At 49.4% G+C, this 15,922-nt stretch carries 12 protein-coding genes; all 12 read right to left on the bottom strand.

Annotation, left to right across the window (positions count from 1 at the left end; genetic code table 11):
- Positions 1-20 precede the first annotated feature (20 nt).
- A complete protein-coding gene (tilS, locus tag F0316_RS03005) occupies positions 21-1,343 on the bottom strand; it encodes a tRNA lysidine(34) synthetase TilS (RefSeq protein WP_149560200.1) in 1,323 nt (440 codons plus the stop codon).
- Positions 1,344-1,482: 139 nt separating this feature from the next.
- Positions 1,483-2,442, bottom strand: a complete 960-nt coding sequence (accA, locus tag F0316_RS03000; protein WP_000055726.1) for an acetyl-CoA carboxylase carboxyl transferase subunit alpha — start codon at positions 2,440-2,442, stop codon at positions 1,483-1,485.
- A 54-nt stretch (positions 2,443-2,496) separates the two neighbouring features.
- The gene (gene dnaE, locus F0316_RS02995; RefSeq protein WP_001909664.1) at positions 2,497-5,976 is read right to left on the bottom strand and encodes a DNA polymerase III subunit alpha; all 3,480 of its coding nucleotides are present in this window, start codon (positions 5,974-5,976) and stop codon (positions 2,497-2,499) included.
- Between the two features lie 38 nt (positions 5,977-6,014).
- The gene (gene rnhB / locus F0316_RS02990) at positions 6,015-6,635 is read right to left on the bottom strand and encodes a ribonuclease HII (RefSeq protein WP_001085474.1); all 621 of its coding nucleotides are present in this window, start codon (positions 6,633-6,635) and stop codon (positions 6,015-6,017) included.
- 24 nt (positions 6,636-6,659) lie between these two features.
- Positions 6,660-7,799, bottom strand: a complete 1,140-nt coding sequence (gene lpxB, locus F0316_RS02985) for a lipid-A-disaccharide synthase (protein ID WP_001081520.1) — start codon at positions 7,797-7,799, stop codon at positions 6,660-6,662.
- 160 nt (positions 7,800-7,959) lie between these two features.
- Positions 7,960-8,748: an acyl-ACP--UDP-N-acetylglucosamine O-acyltransferase gene (lpxA, locus tag F0316_RS02980; RefSeq protein WP_000581103.1), complete on the bottom strand. Its 789-nt coding sequence runs from the start codon at positions 8,746-8,748 to the stop codon at positions 7,960-7,962.
- Position 8,749: 1 nt separating this feature from the next.
- A complete protein-coding gene (fabZ, locus tag F0316_RS02975) occupies positions 8,750-9,181 on the bottom strand; it encodes a 3-hydroxyacyl-ACP dehydratase FabZ (RefSeq protein WP_001027757.1) in 432 nt (143 codons plus the stop codon).
- Between the two features lie 105 nt (positions 9,182-9,286).
- Positions 9,287-10,342 (bottom strand): UDP-3-O-(3-hydroxymyristoyl)glucosamine N-acyltransferase, encoded by a 1,056-nt coding sequence (lpxD, locus tag F0316_RS02970; protein ID WP_000210026.1) that lies wholly within the window; start codon positions 10,340-10,342, stop codon positions 9,287-9,289.
- 9 nt (positions 10,343-10,351) lie between these two features.
- Positions 10,352-10,861 carry an OmpH family outer membrane protein gene (locus F0316_RS02965; protein WP_000794125.1) on the bottom strand — a complete coding sequence of 170 codons (510 nt, stop codon included), beginning with the start codon at positions 10,859-10,861 and terminating at the stop codon, positions 10,352-10,354.
- Positions 10,862-10,875: 14 nt separating this feature from the next.
- Positions 10,876-13,287: an outer membrane protein assembly factor BamA gene (gene bamA / locus F0316_RS02960; RefSeq protein ID WP_001240969.1), complete on the bottom strand. Its 2,412-nt coding sequence runs from the start codon at positions 13,285-13,287 to the stop codon at positions 10,876-10,878.
- A 48-nt stretch (positions 13,288-13,335) separates the two neighbouring features.
- Positions 13,336-14,694 carry a sigma E protease regulator RseP gene (gene rseP / locus F0316_RS02955; protein ID WP_000129779.1) on the bottom strand — a complete coding sequence of 453 codons (1,359 nt, stop codon included), beginning with the start codon at positions 14,692-14,694 and terminating at the stop codon, positions 13,336-13,338.
- A complete protein-coding gene (ispC, locus tag F0316_RS02950; protein ID WP_001229026.1) occupies positions 14,691-15,899 on the bottom strand; it encodes a 1-deoxy-D-xylulose-5-phosphate reductoisomerase in 1,209 nt (402 codons plus the stop codon). The genes rseP and ispC overlap by 4 nt, the downstream gene beginning before the upstream one ends.
- Positions 15,900-15,922 lie beyond the last annotated feature (23 nt).

Raw genomic sequence — 15,922 nt, 5'->3', positions numbered from 1 at the left:
GATTATGTGTGGTTATGAATTTATTTTGGCACAGAATCATGAGATTTGAACCAAACCAACTCACAATCTTGCCCACTCCAATCACGATCTACGAATAAATCCGCGACACAGACCACTCTATTTTGGTACATGAGGATAGGTGTTTGCCGCCGCCGCCAACTCGGCACTCCATATTCTTGAAACAGTTTTTTGAGTTTGCGCGACCCCACCCGCCCAACCGGACAAGCCTCTAGCCCTTGTGGATCAAAGCTGACCCATAATTGGCTGAAATCATCAGGCAGCTTGATATTTCCACCTGCCTTGCTGGTCAACTGAAGATGACCTAGACCTTGCGGCAACGGCAAACGTTGTTCAGGCACTAATGCACTGCACCAGCCTGAAAGATCTCTTTCTGGTGGCACGAGGTACAGACAGTGCTGAAAACGGCGCACCTCAATATGGTTCAACTTTAATTTTGGATTGGCGTCCTCACTCGCCAGCGCCACCTCACACCAAATACGCTCCGTGTGCTGACGACTGGGCATCGGTAGCCTATGGTGCGCAAACCAAGCTCGGATCAGTTGTCGACGCATCCCCTCACTGCCCTCAGCCAGAACGGCGATCGACAATCCGCCCTCAGCAGTGATCGCCTTTTTTAATGCTCCAGCTAAAAACTCTTGCAGCAGCGCTTCTTGTTCTGCACACAGCTCAGCACTGCGCTGCACCGCTTGGCGAATGCTCGGCCAGCGCTCGGTAAGTACAGGTGTCACCTGATGGCGTAGAAAATTGCGCTCGTAGCGGATATCTGCATTACTTTCATCGATAACCCAAGTGAGTTTGTGCTGCTTGGCATAGGCTTCAATGTGTTGACGTGAGATGGTTAATAGAGGGCGGAGCAAATGCCCCTGGGCAAACGGGGCATAAGCAGCCATTGCGGCCAGCCCTTTTGGGCCACTGCCGCGCTTTAATGCGAGTAAAAAAGTTTCCAGTTGATCGTCAGCATGCTGCCCAAGTAACAACAGTGTCTGCGCATTCACATGCGGAGCAAGGACTCGATAACGCGCCTCTCGCGCCAGTTTCTCAATACTTTCACCACTTGCCACATCCAGCTGTACATATTCGATTTGACAGGCCATTCCGACTTCACGGCAACAGCGCTGGCAATGCTGCGCCCACTGATCGGCATTCGGGCTCAACCCATGATGAACATGAACCGCGGCCACATCCCAACCAAACTCATCGCGTCCACGCGCCAGAAGGGCAAGCAGTACCTGCGAATCCACACCGCCGCTCAGTGCGAGAAGGAGTTTGCGAAAAGGATAGCGAGCTAATTGCTGCACAAAGTGGGGATAGAGATCGTCCATAAACCACAGAGAGTTGAGAAAAGTGGCTCAAGTTTACCCCTTGAGCCCAGAAAAGCCAAAGGGCTGACCTAAGCCAACCCTTTCTATATGTGGATATTCCACCGCCGCTGCGCGATGAAATAATCAACAGTAACCGTAATTAACAGTAACCGTAGTTCATCAAACGTTGATAGCGGCGCTCCAGCAAGTTTTCGTGATCTAGTGCATCTAGATCGGCCAACTGACGCAGTAGCGTGGCTTTTACATTCTCTGCAGTCTGTTTGTGATCACGATGCGCACCGCCCAGTGGCTCTTCAATGATTTCGTCAATCAACTCCAGCTCTTTCAAACGTGGAGCAATCAGACCCATCGCTTCTGCCGCTTGTGGTGCTTTATCAGAATCACGCCACAGAATCGACGCACAACCTTCTGGTGAAATCACTGAGTAGGTTGAGTATTGCAGCATGTTCACATAGTCACCGACACCAATCGCCAACGCACCACCAGAGCCACCTTCGCCCACCACGTTACAGATGACTGGCACCTTCAGGCCTGACATCACTTTAAGGTTTTTGGCGATCGCTTCCGACTGACCGCGCTCTTCAGCACCCACACCTGGGTATGCGCCCGCGGTATCAATGAAAGTGATGATAGGCATATTGAAACGCTCAGCCATTTCCATCAAGCGTAGCGCTTTGCGGTAGCCTTCAGGCTTTGGCATACCAAAGTTACGTTTGACCTTTTCACGGGTTTCACGACCTTTTTGGTGACCAATCACCATGACCGAACGACCTTCAAGGCGTGCAATACCGCCCACGATCGCCTTGTCATCGGCATAGGCGCGATCGCCCGCCAGTTCATCAAACTCAGTAAAGATGTGTTTGAGATAATCCAGCGTATAAGGACGTTGTGGATGACGCGCCAATTGCGCGACTTGCCATGCACCTAAGTCACTGAAAATCTTCTTTTTCAGCTCAAGGCTCTTCTTCTCAAGCTGTTCTAGCTCTTTATCCAGATCTACGGATGCGCTTGTGCTGTGACGAGACACATCACGCAGCGCCTGAATTTTCGTTTCCAGTTCGACAATCGGTTTTTCAAAATCAAGAAAATTGAGGCTCATCTATCGATCCTTTGTGACTCAGCCATGCCACCCTCAGTGCGCACTGGCTGAATTTTAGTTAAATTCGAGTTCTACCTGATCATGACCAAGTAGCTGCTTTAATTCGTCTAACAATGTATCGCTTGGCGTGACTCGCCACTCTGTGCCTAACGTCAGGCGCGCTCGCGCATCAGGGCGCTGGTAGTATACATTGACAGGTACGGTTCCTGCGCGGTGAGGTTCCAGTATGTGACTAAAACGCTCAAAAAATTGTTGATCAATCTGCGACTGTAAAATCGAGATCGATAAACCGCGGGCAAATTTTTCACGCGCGCTGCCCAAGTCCATGACCTCGCGCGCCGACATTTTAAGTCCGCCATTGAAGTCATCAAAGCTGACCTGTCCGGAAACCACCAGAATTTTATCTTTTTCTAACCATTCTGCATACCGATCGAGTGCTTCCGAGTAAAGCATCACTTCCATACGGCCCGAGCGGTCATCCAAAGTCATTAAACCAATTCGCGTGCCACGTTTGGTGGTCATCACCCGTGCTGCAATCACCAATCCGGCAACGGTTAAGGATTGATCACGCCGGGTTGGCGCGGCTTCATTCAAACGGCAACTGGTGTATTTGGTGAGCTCTTTCAGGTATTCATCCACCGGATGGCCGGTGAGATAGAGCCCAAGCGTCTCGCGCTCCCCTTCCAAACGCACTTTTTCTGGCCATTCTGGCACTTGCGTGTATTTCTGCTCGACTTCTTCTGGCGCATCCGTGAGCACACCGAACATATCCGCTTGTCCAAACGCTTCCGCTTGGTGATGTTGGCTTGCTGCACGCACCGCATCATCCACTGAGGCCATCATGGCTGCGCGATGTGGTCCTAATCTATCCAGCGCGCCAGCCAAGATCAGTTTTTCAATTACCCGTTTGTTGACCTTTTTCAGATCAATCCGCGCGCAGAAATCAAACAGATCTTTGAAATATCCCCCTTTGTTGCGCGCTTCCAAAATCGCTTCAATCGGACCTTCACCCACCCCTTTAATTGCGCCAATACCATAAACAATCGCGCCGTTGTCATCGACGTTAAAGCGATAAAGACCCGAGTTGATGTCCGGTGGCAACACGGTCAATCCCATGTTTTTACACTCATCCACTAGGCCAACCACTTTTTCCGTGTTGTCCATGTCTGCGGTCATTACCGCCGCCATAAACTCGGCTGGATAGTGGGTTTTCAACCATAAGGTTTGGTAGGAAACCAGCGCATAAGCGGCAGAGTGCGATTTGTTAAATCCGTATCCGGCGAATTTTTCCACCAGATCGAAGATTTTCATCGCCAACTCACCATCGACGCCATTTTTCTCCGCCCCTTCTTGGAACACGGCGCGCTGCTTAGCCATCTCTTCTGGCTTTTTTTTACCCATTGCACGGCGCAGCATGTCTGCCCCACCCAAGGTGTAACCCGACAGTACCTGCGCGATCTGCATCACCTGTTCTTGATAGAGGATGATGCCGTAGGTCGGTTCTAGGATCTCTTTGAGTGACTCATGTTGCCATTTTTCATCAGGATACGAGATGGCTTCACGACCATGCTTACGGTCGATAAAGTTATCCACCATGCCCGATTGCAACGGCCCCGGACGAAACAGCGCCACCAGAGCGATGATGTCTTCAAAACAGTCAGGTTGTAGTCGCTTAATCAGCTCTTTCATGCCGCGCGATTCAAGCTGGAATACCGCGGTGGTTTTGGCATCTTGTAGGTTACGGAAAGAGCGCGCATCGTCGAGCGGGATCGCTTCAATCCGCACGGGGGGTTTGCCCGCCTTTTTCAAACGCGGGTTCACTAAGCCCAAAGCCCAGTCAATAATGGTAAGCGTACGCAGCCCCAAGAAGTCAAATTTGACCAGACCGGCAGTTTCCACATCGTTCTTATCGAACTGAGTAACCGGGAAGTTGCCTTCCGCATCACAGTAAATCGGCGCAAAGTCAGTGATGGCAGTGGGCGAAATCACCACGCCCCCAGCGTGTTTACCAGCGTTACGGGTACAACCTTCCAGAATTCGACACTTGTCGATCAGCTCTTTGACTTCTTCATCCGCGTCATACAGCTCTTGCAGTGCAGGCTCGGCGATAAAGGCTTTCTCGAGCGTCATGCCCGGATCGGGTGGCACTAATTTGGAAATGCGATCAACAAAACCGAACGGATGACCAAGCACACGCCCCACATCGCGAATCACCGCTTTCGCCGCCATGGTACCGAAGGTGATGATTTGTGATACCGCATCACGACCATACATTTCCGCTACGTGATCAATCACTTGGTCACGCTTATCCATACAGAAATCGACGTCGAAGTCGGGCATGGAGACCCGCTCTGGATTCAAGAAACGCTCGAACAGCAGATCGTATTCCAGCGGATCAAGGTCGGTGATTTTCAGTGCATACGCTACCAATGAGCCCGCCCCCGAGCCCCGTCCCGGACCGACTGGAATATCGTTATCTTTTGACCACTGGATAAACTCCATCACGATCAAGAAGTATCCGGGAAAGCCCATCTGGTTAATCACATCGAGCTCAACTTGCAAACGCTCATCATATTCAGGGCGACGCTTGGCACGAACTTCTGGATCTGGGAAAAGAAATTCGAGTCGCTCTTCCAACCCTTCGCGAGATTTCATCACCAGAAAATCTTCAATCGCCATCCCGCCCGTTGGGAAGTTAGGTAGGAAATATTCGCCCAAACGTACGGTCACGTTACAACGTTTGGCAATCTCGACACTGTTGGCTAACGCTTCTGGAATGTCTGCAAACAGCTCACACATCTCCGCTTCGCTGCGCAGATACTGCTTCGGACTGTAATTTTTCGGACGGCGTGGATCTTCCAGCGTATAACCATCGTGAATCGCGACTCGGATTTCGTGGGCTTCAAACGACTCTTCAGTGATGAACACCACTTCGTTGGTTGCCACGACGGGCAAGTCGTACTGCTCTGCCACATCCAGCGCAAAATGTAAGTAGCTCTCTTCATCAGCACGGCCAGTGCGGATAAGCTCTAGATAGAAATGATCGGCAAAGTGAGTTTGGTAAAACTCAATGCATCTTTCTACTTGTTGTTGGTTGCCTTTGAGTAATGCGCGCCCCACTTCGCCACTTTTGCCTCCCGAGAGCACAATCAGCCCTTCGGCATGCTCGACCAACCACGCTTTATCAATCACAGGTTGATGCTGGACATGGCCACGCAAATAGGCTTTAGAAATCAATAAGGTGAGGTTTTTGTAACCGACATTGTTTTTAGCAAGCAAGGTCAGTTTGGTCAGCTCATCACCGAACTCTTCCGATTGCAAAGTAAAGTCGGCACCAATGATCGGCTTAACCCCGCAGTTATGCGCGGTGCTGTAAAACTTCACCAAGCCACACAGGTTGGTGAAATCGGTCAAGGCCATTGCGGGCATGCCCATTGCCGCCACTTTTTTCACCAATGGCGGGACTTTGGACAAACCATCCACCATAGAGAAATCACTGTGTATACGTAAGTGGATGAACTTTGGGTCTGACATGCAAGGAGTATCCAAATCTTAGGAAACGCAATTGCGCTCTATTCTATACCAAGAGCACGTTTTACTGGGCCAAAACTTTTACGGTGCTGCTCAATCACCCCATGCTGCTCAATGGCAGCAAAATGCGCGGCGGTTGGGTAACCTTTGTGCTTGGCGAAACCAAACTGAGGATATTGCTTATCCAACGCTTCCATCTCTTGGTCGCGGATCACTTTGGCAATAATCGAAGCGGCACTGATTTGCGCGACACGCAGATCGCCTTTAACCACGGCTTGCGCCTCCATTGGGAGCTTGGGAATTTTATTGCCATCAATCAATACCAAATCAGGCTGAATGCGCAACCCTGCGACGGCGCGCTGCATTGCGACCATGGTGGCTTGGAAGATGTTCAGCTCATCAATTTCTTGCGGCGAACAGCGCCCCACCGCCCAAGCTAAGGCTTTTTCCTGAATCTCAGGAAACAGGGCTAAGCGTTTTTTCTCACTGAGCTTTTTGGAATCATTCAAGCCCATAATCGGCCGATGAGGGTCAAGGATCACCGCCGCCGTGACGACATCCCCCACCAATGGGCCGCGCCCGACTTCATCCACTCCAGCAATCAAGGCATAACCTGCAGGAATCTCAAAGGGAGGCAGCTCAATGCTTGGTTTCTTCGCCATGGTATGTTCTCAATCTGGTTAATTTTATTTCTGAATCAAATTCAGCACAGCTTGCGCCGCTTGCTGATCCGCATCTTTGCGGATCCATTGATGCATTTCGGTAAATTTGTCCATCAAGGCTTGATTGTCGCTTTCGAGTAAACGGCTCACTTCATGGTAAAGGTTGTCGACGGTGCAATGCTCTTGCAATAGCTCTTTCACCAGTTCCTCTCCCGCCAAGATGTTCGGCAAAGAGACATACGGCGTTTTCAGCAGACGCTTGGCCAAAAAGGCCGTAAAGGCATTCACGCGATAACCGACCACCATTGGGCGTTTAAGCAGCATGCACTCCAAGGCCACCGTGCCGGAGGCAAGCATCACCGCATCGGCTGCAGTAATCACATTGCGCGCGGTATCATCCACCAACACAAAATTCAGCTCAGGAGCGACTTGTTGCCAAGCCTGTTCAAACTGCGCACGACGTTTGGCATTCACCAAGGCCACCACAAAGCCAAGATCTGGATAGCGCGCCTGCAGTTTTTGACAGGTGGCGATAAAAGGCTCCGCGAGCATCTTCATTTCACTGCCACGACTGCCTGGCAAAACGGCTAACCAGCGGCGCTGCTCATCCAGACCAAGCAGTTGGCGAGCGGCTAACTTATCGGACGCTAACGGGATCGAATCCGCCAAGGTATGACCGATAAACTCACAAGGCACATTGAATTTGTCGTAAAACGCTTTCTCAAATGGAAGAAAGGCCAGCACTAAATGCGTCGCCGCAGCAATGCCATGAATGCGGTTTTGTCGCCACGCCCACACTGATGGACTGACGTAATGTACGGTTTTGATCCCCGCTTGTTTAAGGCTCAGCTCAAGGCGTAAATTAAAATCCGGCGCATCGATACCCACGAAAACATCCGGCGGATTGGCAGTGAAATACTTAACCAGCTCGGTTTTGACTTTCAGCAGGCGTGGCAAGCGGCCAAGCACTTCCACTAACCCCATCACGGCCAACTCTTCCATATCAAACAGAGATTGACAGCCAAGTGCGTTCATTTTCGGCCCACCGATGCCCACAAACTCAGCATCTGGGTAACGAGCACGTATCGCTTTGATAAAGCCTTCGCCTAAGGTGTCGCCAGAGAGCTCCCCAACAACTATGCCAATCCGTAATGGTCTATTCACGGTTTCCTCCGCAGTTCATCATGCGCTGATGGATACTCAAGCCTTCGCCACTTGGGTGGTATCTCCCCTGTTTTGACACTCGCCAGAGTACAAAAATGCAAAAGATCGCTGAATCAGCAGCGATCTTTAAATAGTTTGGTTAGCTCACTCACTAAACAAATTAGCGAATAATGCCACGCTCAGATTTCTCAAGGAAATCGAGGAACAGTTTCACACTAGGGTATTGCTCAGCTTCTTGGGCAATCTCAGCCTTGGCTGCTTCAAGGGTCAAACCATTGCGGTACAAGGATTTGTAGGCACGGCGAATCGCATGAATTTCTGCTTTATCAAAGCCACGGCGTTTTAAACCTTCCACGTTAATACCAAACGGTGCACAGTGGTTACCTTGCGCCATCACGTACGGTGGCACATCTTGCACCACAATAGAGCCGCCACCCAGCATACAGTGATCGCCAATATGGCAGAACTGGTGAATGGCGGACATGCCACCCACAATTGCTTGGTTGCCTACTTTGACGTGACCCGCCAAGGTCGCGTTGTTGGCAAAAATACAGCGATCGCCAATCACACAGTCATGCGCAACGTGGGCGTTGATCATAAATAGGTTGTCGCTACCCACGATAGTGATGCCTTTATCTTGCACTGTACCGCGGTGCATGGTGACGCTTTCGCGAATCGTATTGCGATCACCAATGATGAGCTGCGTATCTTCACCAGCGTATTTCAGGTCCTGACACGCTTCACCAATTGAAGCAAACTGGAAAATCCGGTTGAAGCGACCGATTTTAGTTGGCCCCTTGACCACAACGTGCGATAGCAGCTCAGTACCTTCACCGATCTCGACTTTGCTATCGACAAAACAGAAAGGACCAATCTTAACGTTGGCACCAATGATAGCGCCCTCTTCCACGACGGAAGTTGGGTGAATTTGTGCAGTTTCGTGAATCATCTTAAAACTCTCGACGTGCGCATTTCAGTTGAGCAGAACAGACCACATCACCATCGACTTTGGCCACGCCGTTAAACAGCGCTATACCACGACGCTCTTTAAGGAATTCAACTTCAATCATCAGTTGATCGCCCGGTGTCACTGGCTTACGGAACTTAGCTTCATCAATGCTGGCAAAATAGTACAGTTCATTCTCTTTTGGCGCACCAAAGGTTTTGAACGCCAACAGGCCAGTGGCTTGAGCCATGGCTTCTAAAATCAATACACCGGGGAAAACCGGCAGTTGTGGAAAGTGACCCGTAAACTGAGGCTCATTCACTGAAACATTTTTCAAACCAATCAGGTATTTACCTTCTTCATAGTCGGTCACGCGATCAATCAGTAAAAATGGATAGCGGTGAGGCAGAAGCGATTGAATTTCAGTGATATTCATCGTTTTCTTATCAGTAGTCAAAGTCATCATCCTGTTTGTAAATAGAAAAATAAGGGAATACCCAACAGCGAAAAGACTCGCAATGTGCGAGCCTTTGAAACCAGCTTATTCAGCTTGAGAGTTATCGGGCTGTACCGTGTCGGATTGCTCAAGCAACTTTTCTAAAGCTTTCAGTCGCTTATGCATATCTTCAATACGGTGTACGCGAGCGGCCGTTTTACGCCACTCTTTATTGGTTTGCAGAGGAATACCCGAAGAGTACATCCCCTTCTCCTCAATACTGCGCATCACCATACCCATGCCAGTGATGGTCACGCCATCAGCAATCTCGATATGGCCGTTAATCACGCTAGCACCACCAATAATACAGTACTTGCCAATGCGTGTACTGCCGGCGATTACTGTACCACCCGCCAGCGCACTACCATATCCGATGTGCACGTTGTGAGCGATTTGCAGCTGATTATCGATGATCACGTTATCTTCAATCACCGTATCATCCAGCGCGCCGCGATCGATGGTGGTGCAAGCACCAATCTCAACGCGATCACCAATACGCACAGAGCCAAGCTGAGGAATTTTAATCCACTCGCCACGCTCATTCGCATAGCCAAAGCCATCAGCACCAATCACGGTTCCAGATTGAATCAAACAATCTGAGCCGATTTCCACTTTGTGGTAAATCGTTACATTAGCCCAAAGCTTAGTGTTATCTCCCAAACGCGCTTGTTTACCGATAAAACAGCCAGCACCAATCACTACGTTATCGCCAAGCTGAACACCTGACTCAATGACCGCATTTGCTCCAATCGAAACGTTGTGACCTAACTTTGCATCTTCAGCAATCACAGCACTCGGTGCAATACCGTGTGCAGGATAAGGAGTTGAATCTAGCGCCTGAGCCACTTTAGCAAATGCAACATACGGATCGGCAACCACCAGAGCGTTACTCGGACAGAGTTCTCGCTCACTGGCTTTCACCATGATCACCGTGGCTGTACAATCACCTAAGTGCTTACTGTATTTAGGATTAGACAAGAATGTCACATGTCCAAGCTGTGCCTTATCCATAGGCGCAACGGCACTGACCAGTGCTGTTGGATCACCGAACAACTCCCCCCCGGTGATAGTAGCCAATTCGGCTAAAGTGAGTGTGGTCATAATTTTCGATTATTTAATGGCTTTAATAACTTTCTCAGACAGATTGTGTTCTGGCTTACCGTATTGCATTGAGCTCGTGTCTAGCACGATATCGTAGCCTTCTTTCTCAGCCACTTTCTTCACTGCATCTTGGATCACTTTGAACAGTTTTTGCTTCTCTTCGGCTTCACGACGAGCAGACGCTTGCTCTAACGCTTGTGCTTTGATCTTGTATTTGCTGTCCAATTGACCGATTTCGATGCGCAGTTTCTCCACTTCATCTTGTCCCATCAATTGACCATCACGCTTGAGCTTCTCAATCTTGGTTTTAGCATCCGCTTGGATAGCTTGCAGCTCAGCCGCTTTGTCTTTGAACTCTTCTTGCATCTTTTGCAAAACGACTTCACGTTGCGGCAGCGCTTGGAACACTTGCGCAGTGTTGATGTAGCCAATTTTCTGCGCTGCTTCAGCCGCATTCGCCATCATTGATGAGCTAAGAATAATCAGGCCAAGGCTGGCTGCTTTGATCATGTTTTTCAAAATATGTTCCTCTCCTAGAAGGTTCTTCCAATGGTGAAGGTGAAGAATTCTTCGTCATCACCCTCATACTTTTTAATCGGTTTAGCCAATGAGAATACTAAAGGTCCCATTGGTGACACCCACTGCAACGCCACACCATAAGATGAGCGGTAATTGGTTGGATCTGAATAATCGTAATAGTACTGGTTACCATAATCCGCTTTACCACGATAATCGAACTCGGTATCCCACACGCTCGCCATATCGTAGAAGATACTGGTACGAATTTGGTTGCGTGCTTCTTCTGAAGCAAACGGCGTTGGTACAATCAGCTCTACGCTGGCAAGAGCAATCGCGTTACCCCCTACCGAATCATCGGTGGCTGTATCGGAGCCATTGTTCGAACCCGAGTAGTCACGATACACCGCTTTAGGACCTGCAGAGTTTGACCCAAAACCACGTAATGAGGTAAAGCCGCCCGCATAGAAGTTCTCATAAAACGGGAACAAGTTATCTTTTCCATCCGTTTGACCATAACCGTTACCGTAACCTAAACGGCCACGCAGCAGTAAGGTAAACTCATGTTTCTTGGTCAACGGGAAATACTGGCGGACATCGTATTGCAGCTTAAAGTACTGCGCGTCCGACCCCGGCACTGTCATTTTGTAGAAAGCACGCTGATGGTTACCCGCCGTCGGGAAATAACCGTTATTGAGGTTATTACGCGTCCAAGATAAGTTGATATCGAAGTCATCGGTCAACAAGTTACCGCCAGAGTCGATGTTACTCGCCTGCGCAGCAAGGAAGTTTTCCACTTGCAGATAAGGCGTTAAGTTACCAATCTTGTTGTGGGTGTAACCAATACCAAACTCAAATCGGTTCAATTCATCAAATGGGAAACCCCAAGTCAAACTGGTTCCGTAACTTTCGTTGGTATAGTCAACAATGCCCGCTTCAGAAGCTTCAAACTGGTTGTAGAAAACTTTGCCACCCAAGCTGACACCATCGAGGTTCCAGTAAGGATCGCGATATTCTAACGTCAGGTTTTTCTGATAATCGTTGATCATGGCATTCACGCCAACGCGGTTCCCCGAACCTAAGAAGTTATCTTGTTGCAGACCGACTTGGAAGCTCACCCCGGATTCAGTACCGTAACCGACACCGAAGTTGACGTTGCCTGAGTTCGCCTCTTTTACGCTGTAAACAAGATCCACTTGGTCTTCACTACCCGGCACACGTACCGTTTGCACTTCTACCGTTTCAAAGAAACCTAAACGATTGAGACGAGTCTTACCGGTTTCGATGTCTTTTGAGTTGAGCCAAGAGCCTTCCATCTGACGCATTTCACGGCGCAAGACTTCATCACGAGTGCTGTTGTTACCGACAAAACGGATGTCACGGACATAGACACGTTTACCCGCTTCGACATGAACCACCAGTGACACTTGCTGCTTTTCATCATCAAATTCAGGAATGGTGCGTACTTGTGGATAGGCGTAGCCAGATTCCCCAAGCACTTTCTTAACACTCTCTTCGAGTCTAGTCACCGCAGAGCCGTTATAGGTTTCTCCGATTTCAAATGGGATAAGAGAAGTAAACTCGGCCTCTTTGCCCATCAGCTCACCACGGAACTGCACTTTGCTTACCGTGTACGGCTCACCTTCATTCAAGTTCAGCGTGATGTACACGCCCTTCTTATCGGGAGAGATGGCCACTTGTGTGCTATCAACCTGAAACTTCAGATAACCGCGATCCAGATAGTAAGTGCGCAGCGCTTCAATATCACCTGCCAGCACTTGCTTCTTGTACTTATCATCCGCAAGGAAGTTCCACCATGCGACATCAACGTTGAGGTTAAAACGTGACAGCAACTCTTCATCGCTAAACACTTGGTTACCGATAAAGTTGATCTGTTGGATCTTAGCGGAAACGCCCTCAGTAAAGACAAACTTAAGGTCAGCACGGTTGCGCGGTAATGGGGTTACCACCGCTTTCACGGTCGCGTTGTATTTACCCACGCTGTAGTAAAAATCTTCTAAGCCTTTTTCAATATTGCTGAGTGTCGTGCGATCCAAGGCTTCGCCAACTCGAATGCTCGAAGCTTCCAAGTTTTGCTTGAGTTGCTCTTCTTTGATCGCTTTGTTGCCAGAAAACGACACGCTTGCAATGGTCGGGCGCTCTTTAACCTGCACCATCAAGGTATTGCCATCGCGCAATACTTTGACATCCTCAAAGTTACCTGAGGAATAGAGCGCTTTGATGATGTTTGCGACATCTTGTGAATCGACACTGTCGCCGACTCGAACGGGCATTTTCAGCAACGCAGCACCCAAAGCGACCCTTTGCAGGCCATCAATTTGAATATCCTGTACCACAAATTTTTCGGCACCATTCGCCGACACGCTCGTGGCAAGCAGTGTCGCGAGCAGAATCTGTTTCATCGCCATATTGTTTTGAGTTCTTCCTTACTGCAACTCTTGCCTAATGTTTATCAATCACAGGCGAGTAAAATCGTTAAAGATTGCAACGGCCATTAAAGAGAAAATGATGGCACCACCAATCCGGTAACCCATTTCCTGCACCTTTTCCGGAACAGGGCGACGGATCACCGCTTCAATCATGAAAAACAACAGATGACCACCATCCAGCATCGGCAGTGGCACCAAGTTGATAATGCCAAGGTTAATACTGATCAGAGCCAAAAAGCCTAAAAAGTACACAAAACCGTAGTCAGCCGTTGTTCCTGCGCCTTTAGCAATCGAAATGGGACCACTGAGATTATTCAACCCAACATCGCCCACCAACAGTTTTTTCAACATGCTGACCGTCAGGTCAATCACTTGTCCGCTTTTTTCAACCGCTTTACCAAGCGACTCAAATACACCAAATTGCAATTCAAATCGATAGTTTTGCGGCCATTCTGCGACTTTTGGTGCGATTCCTGCAAAACCAATCACTTTTCCTTGCGAAAGCTCACGGCTGTCGGGAATCAAAGTGAGTTCAACTTGCTGGCCTGCTCGCTCAACCACAACTGCGATAGGCGCGTTAGGATGGCTTTGAATTGCATTGACCACTTGTTGCCAAGCCTCAACCGCTTGTCCATTGATTTGCAACACGGTATCACCGACTTGTAAACCCGCACGCTCACCCGCACCTTGTGCAGAAACATTGGTCAGCTGATTGGAAATCTCAGGGGTAAAAGGTTTAAAGCCAAGCGCCCCCATAGCAGACTCTGTTTCTGGGTCAAAGTTCCAATCACGCAGATTTATTGTCTTAATTTCATTCAATCCCACCCCTTCGGCGGAGGAGACGGTGATCGTCATACTGTCATCGCCAATATGACCAATTAAGCCCATGTTGACCGATTCCCAGTCGGGAGTATTCACGCCAGAAACCGCTTTGATCTCCATACCCGGCTCAAGGCCCGCTTGAGCCGCAATCGAGTAGGGTGTCACTTCGCCAATCACAGGCTTGACCGCTGGTACGCCGATCATAAACACCAGCCAATAGGCAAAGATTGCGAAGAGGAAGTTAAAAATGGGGCCCGCACTCACAATGGCAGAACGTTTCCAGAGTGACTGCTTATCAAACGCCATGGCTTGCTGTTCGGCGGGAACATCATCCACACGTCCATCGAGCATTTTGACGTAACCACCGAGTGGGATCATCGATATCGAGTATTCTGTACCGTCATGGCCGACGCGTTTCCAAATCGATTTCCCAAAACCGATAGAAAATTTCTCAACTTTCACACCGCAACGTCTGGCAACCCAGAAGTGTCCGAACTCATGCACTGCGACGAGAATGCCCAGCGCAATGATGAAGGCGATAAAGTTCCATAATATGTCGGTCATGCTTGGCGCTCTTTGAGTACTTGATGGGCAAAATGCCGAGCCATTGTATCTAGCTCAAGCAGGCTTTCCAAGTCACGGCAATGTAACTGGGTGTTGGTCGCACAGACCTTGGACAATACTTGATCATTGATGAGTGCAATGTCAGTAAACCGTATTTTCCGCTTTAAAAACGCGTCAACGGCCACTTCATTGGCTGCATTGAGCGAGGTTGTCGCATGTTGGCCGAGGAAACACGCATCCATCGCTAATTGCAAGCACGGGTAGCGCGCAAAATCGACCTCCATAAAGGTCAGTTGCTGCAAACGCGTAAAATCCAGTGCAGGTACTCCCGCAGTCACTCGCTCAGGATAAGCCATGGCATAGGAGATTGGCGTTGCCATATCCGGCTCACCCAACTGAGCAATCACCGAACCATCTTGGTATTGCACCATAGAGTGGATCACCGATTGAGGATGGATGAGCACCTTGAGCTGTTCACGTGACGTGTTAAATAGCCATTTAGCTTCAATGTATTCAAGGCCTTTGTTCATCATGGTCGCGGAATCAACCGAAATTTTCGGTCCCATTGACCAGTTTGGATGAGCAATCGCCTGCTCAGGAGTCACGCTATCTAAGGTCGCAAGGTCGCTATAGCGGAAAGGGCCGCCAGAGCCCGTGAGCAAAATATGGTCGATACCGTGTTGAGATAAATCACAGCGCCCCAACTGAGTTTGGATTTCAGTCGGCAGACATTGGAAAATCGCGTTGTGTTCACTATCCACGGGCATTAATTCAGCGCCAGATTGTGCGACAGCATCAATAAATAGCTGTCCCGACATGACCAATGCTTCTTTATTGGCAAGTAACACACGCTTACCCGCTTTCACCGCCGCCATGGTGGGTAACAAACCTGCGGCCCCAACAATGGCCGCCATCACGGTATCCACATCATCCAACGCCGCGACTTGGCACATCGCCTCTTCGCCGTACAGCACTTCGGTCGCCATCGCTTGGTTTTTGAGCAAGCCTTGCAACTCAGATGCTGCTGACGCCGTTGCCATAACGGCATATTTCGGCCGCCACTGTTGGCACAGCTGGTACATTTTGGCTACGTTGACCCCAGCCACTAACGCAACAATGGAAAACTGCTGTGGATTTTGGGCTATCACCTTAAGGGTGCTGGCTCCTATCGAACCTGTGGCACCTAAAATGGTTAGTTTACGCATAGTGAAGATCGCTGTTATTCACA

Origin of the sequence: Vibrio cholerae (assembly GCF_008369605.1) — a bacterium.
Classification (GTDB): Bacteria; Pseudomonadota; Gammaproteobacteria; order Enterobacterales; family Vibrionaceae; genus Vibrio; species Vibrio cholerae.
Note: the sequence above shows the minus strand (reverse complement) of the source record. Positions and strands in the feature narration are given on the sequence as shown.